We start from the raw sequence: 4,471 nt of genomic DNA, 5'->3' as shown, positions 1-4,471 counted from the left end.
CGCCTCCGGGCTGCCCGGGTACGGCTCCGGCTCCTCCTGCTCCTCGTCGCCGTTGTGGTCGCGCAGCAGGTCGCGGAGCATGGCGGCGATCTCGTCGAAGCCGCCCGCCGCCTCCTCGGCGGCACGGTGGGCCTGGAGCAACTCGGCGTGCGCCTCGCGGGCCTTGGTCAACGCCTCGGTGTAGGAGGCGAGTTCGGCGGTGGCCGTACGCAGCAGGGCTTGGGCGTGCTCGGCGTCGCGCGGGAGCAGTTCACCGGGCAGCTCGGTGTGCGCCTCGCCGTCCTCGGGGGCGTGCCGCTCGGCCTCGCCGCGCAGTCGGCCGAGTTGTTCGCTCGCGGACGACATGCGGGTCTCCAGGAGCTGCACCAGCTCCTCCGCGCGGGCCGCGGCGGCCTGCCGGGACGGTCCGTCGGAGCCGTCGGGGGACTGCAGGAGTTGCTCCGCGCGCGTGCGGACCTTGTTGCTGAGGCGGTCGAGTTCGGCGCGGGCCGCGCTCTCGTCGCTCTCCGCGCGGGCCTGTTCGGCGCGCAGGTCGGCGCCGACGCCGACCTTCTCGTACACCTGGGAGGCAGCCCGGTACGCCTCGCGGAGGGCGGGCAGGGACGCCTTCGGCGTGTCCCCGTCGGCTTCGGGTACGTCGTCGGGCGCACCGGCGATCTCGGACCGCTCGGCGCGCAACGCGCGGGCGGTGCGGCGGGCGTCGTCGGCGGCGCGCTGGGCGGCGCGCCGGTCCTGGTCGGCGGCGCGGGCACGCTCCAGGCAGGCCTGGGCGCGGGCCTCCGACTCGGCTGCCTCGTCGGCGAGTTCGCGCAGCTTGGCCTGCCAGCCAGCGCGCTCGCGCAGCCGGAACGCGAGCCCGGCGAGGGCGTCGGCGGCGCGCCGTGCCCTCTGGGCGGTCTCCTGGCGTTCGTCGCGCGCCTGGGCGGCCTCCGCGGCGTCCTCCTCGGCCTCCGCCCGCAGGCTGCGCGCCTCGGCCAGCTCTGCCTCGGCCTCCTCGGCGAAGACGCGCGTGTCCTGGGCGGCCCGGGCCAGCTCCAGGAGCCGTCCGGCGGGGCAGCCGGTGCGCCAGGAGGCGAGCCGCGCCGCCAGCTCCCGGTCCTTGCCGAGCCGGGCGGCGAGCCGACGGATCTCCTCGTCCCGCTCGGTCGCCCGCGCGCGCAGCGCCTGCCGTTCCTCGTCGGCGGCGTATTCGTCGTGCATGGCCGGGTTCGGCGGCACGAGAAAGACGTCACCCGGGGTGGAGTCGGCGGCCGGGGCGGGGGCGAGCAGGGCGGCCGCGGTGCCGACCGCAACGGCGGACCGGGGCAGCAGGGCCGCGTCCGCGAGGGCGTCGCGGGCACGCGCGTGCGTGTCGGGGTCGGTGATGATCACACCGTCGACCAGCTCGGGTCGGACGGCCAGTACGCGCGCGTGGTCGGCGGGGTCGACGGACTGGGCGAGATAGCGCCAGCCGGGCAGCGCGGGGATGCCGTGCTCGCCGAGGAACTCGACCGTGGCCAGCACGTCCGGGCCGGGCGGCAGCAGTCCGCCGTCGCCGAGCGCGCCGAGGATCCGCGCGTCGTCGGCGGCGGCGGTGCGCAGCTCGAACAGGTGCCGTTCGGCGGAGGAGACGGCGTCGTCGAGCAGTGCGCGCAGCTCGTCCGCGAAGCGGTCCAGGTCCTCGGGGGTGAGAGTGCCCTCGGCACCTTGGGCGCGACCCGCGCCGCCCGCGCCACCGGAGCCGTCCGCGACGTCGGCTCCCGTGCGGGACGCCGGGACTCCGGCCCGTCCGGCCCCGGTCGCGCCCGGCAGGCTCAGCAGTTCCGCGAGCCGTTCCTCCGCCGCCAGTGCCTCGGCGATGCGGTGTTCGGCCTCGTACGCGCGCTGCGCCGCCGCCGCCGCGTCTGCCGCGCGGGCCGCCGTGAGTTCCGCGCGGGACTCGGCCGAGGCTGCCTCGCGCGCCTGCTCGGTGGCCTTCCGGGATGCCTCGCGGGCCTGGTCCCAGGCGGCGACCGCCGTCTTCTCGGCATCGCTGGCGGCCAGCGCGGCGCGCGCCGGGTCGGCGTCGGGGGCGCTGTCGTCCAGCCAGCCCGCACGGACCGCCTCGGCGGTCTCCTGCTCGACCTCGGTCAGGCGCTGGCGCAGATGGCCGGCCTCGCTGCGGGCTCGCTGCGCCTCGGTGGCGGCGGCCGTCTGGTCCCGGTAGGCCGACTCGCCGGCCTCCTGGAGCCGCGCGGACCGCTCCTCCTCCTCGTTGGCCAGGGCTTCGGCACTCTCCGCGGCGGTGTGCAGGGCTCGTACGAGGTCCACGGCGGCCCTGGCGCGCGCGGCGAGCGCCGGGGCCGCGTCCCGCTCGGCCTCCTGGATCGCGGCGGAGACGCGGACCACGCGGTCGGCGGCGGCGCGGTGGCGCAGCACGGCCTCGGCTGCCTGCCAGGCGGAGTACAGGGTGCGCGCGTCGGCGAGTTCCCGTTTCTGCGCCGCGGCGGACTTCTCGGCGGCGGTGAGGGCCAGTGAGGCGTGCCGGTAGGCGAGTTCGGCGGAGATCAGCGCACTGCGCTCCCGTGCGGCCTCGGCGTGCGTGACGGCGTGGGCCGCGGTGGTGACCCGCTCGGCGAGGTCGCCGGCCCGTGCCCGCTCCCGCACGGCCCGCGCGGACAGTCGCCGTACCAGCGTGCGCGTGCGCCGCTCGGCTGCCGCGTGGATGTCACGCGAGCGTGCGCGGGTCTCGGTGGCCTCGACGATCCGGCCGAGCAGGTCGGCCGAGCCGGCGGTGAAGTCCCGTTCGGCGATCAGTTCGGCGCGTCGGCCGAGTTTGTTGCCGAAGCCGCTGACCAGGTCGGCGAGCCCGTCGGTGTCGCGGGTGTCGGTGACGGCGCGCAGCAGCAGGTCGGTGAAGTCGGAGTCCTTCTTGACCGCGAACAGGCCGGCCGCCTCGCCCTCGTCGGCGTTCATCTCCCGTTGGTAGCGGAAGAGTTCGGGGTCCAGGCCGAGCTCGCCCAGGTGCTCGGTCCAGCGCTCGTGGATCTCCTCCCAGTGCACTTCCAGGTGCGGGTAGGCCTTGCCCGCCTCGGTGAGCGCGTCGCGGAAGCCCTTCATGGTGCGGCGCCGTCCCCGCGCGCCCGACTGGCCCTCGGCCGACGGCCGTACGGCGGTCGCCTCGGCGACGGGGAGGTTGTCCAGGGCGAGCCCCGGGCCGGGCCGGAAGGAGTACCAGGCCTCGGCGAACTTCCGCGGGTCGTTGGACACCTGGCGCCCGCGCCACTCGCTGACCTTGCCGACGACCACGCACTCGCCGGTCTGCACGTGCTGCCATTCCAGTGCCACGTGTCCGCAGTCGTCGGCGAGCAGGAACTTGCGCAGCACGCCGGAGCTGGCGCCGCCGAGGGTGTTGCGGTGGCCGGGCAGCATCACCGAGAAGATCAGCTTGAGCAGGACGGACTTGCCGCCCCCGTTCTCCAGGAAGAGCACGCCCGCGGGGGCGGGCCGGCGCGGCGGGCCGACCGGATCCTCCTCGAAGAACTCCGCCTGGGTGGGCGCGGGGTCGGGCACCGGCTCGCCCACGCCCCGCAGGTCAAGCACGGTGTCGGCGTAGCGCGCACCGGCGGGCCCGATGGAGTAGAGGCGGACCCGGGACAGCTCGTACATGGCGGACTCTCGTCAGTTTTCTTGCAGATCAAAGGGGTTGGAAGGCGGAAGACGCCCTAGGAGTGGAACGGCAGCCCGGCGTCGGCCGCCAGCTCCAGGTCGTCGGTGTCCTCGGCGGGCAGCAGGCTCGGCGTGCCGTCGGTCACCGGGACGATGCCCAGTTCCAGGAGTTCGGCCAGGGCGGCGCTGCCCGCCATGTCGCGCACCTGGAGTTGGTAGCGGGCCGTCGTGCGGTAGGTGCCGCCGCTCTCGTCGCCGGTGCGCTGCAGGAACCCGGAGTCGGTGAGGAACGTCAGGGCCTTGGCCACGATGCCGGTGGTCGAGGCGGCCGGCCGGCGTGTGTCCTTGGTGGCCCCGGTCGCACTGCGTCTGGCCCAGATCCGCCAGGCGGCCTCGAGGCCGGGCGCGTCGGTGGCCGGGTCGGTGTTCTCGCCCTGTTCCTCGGCACGCTCCTCCAGGCGGCGGCATGCCTGGCGGACGAAGGTGTCGACGCCGTTGACCGTGACGCGGCCGATGTAGCCGTCGTCGTCGAGGTCCTCGGGCCGGGGGAAGGCGAGGGCGGCCACGGCGAGGTGGGCGAGCCCGTGCAGGAAGCGGTCGGTCGAGTCGGTGGCGGTACGGCGCGCGTAGTCGCCCATGCGGACGGCGAACACCGAGTCCTCGGCCGCGGTCACCGCCATCCCCGCGCGCGGGGACACCTCCAGGACGACCAGTCCCAGCCCGGCGGCCACCGCGTCGGCGAGCCGTGCGAACGCCGGGTCCTCGCGGTGGCGGCGCAGCAGGTCGGCGTACTCCTGGTCGCGCGCGGGCTGCAGCTTGGGCTGCAGCCCGAAGGCGACGAGCC

General features: G+C 75.9%; 1 protein-coding gene and 1 pseudogene. Both read right to left on the bottom strand.

The annotated features are described in order from the left end of the window. Positions 1 to 3,627: pseudogene (locus tag RH94_RS01005) on the bottom strand (hypothetical protein); the annotation flags it as partial. Between the two features lie 56 nt (positions 3,628 to 3,683). Beyond that, the coding region (locus RH94_RS01000; protein ID WP_234425429.1) for a hypothetical protein at positions 3,684 to 4,471 on the bottom strand (788 nt) is incomplete at its 5' end.

This window comes from Streptomyces kebangsaanensis, assembly GCF_001906585.1.
Classification (GTDB): Bacteria; Actinomycetota; Actinomycetes; order Streptomycetales; family Streptomycetaceae; genus Streptomyces; species Streptomyces kebangsaanensis.
The sequence above is the reverse complement of the archived record's forward strand: the minus strand, read 5'-3'. Positions and strand labels throughout refer to the sequence as shown.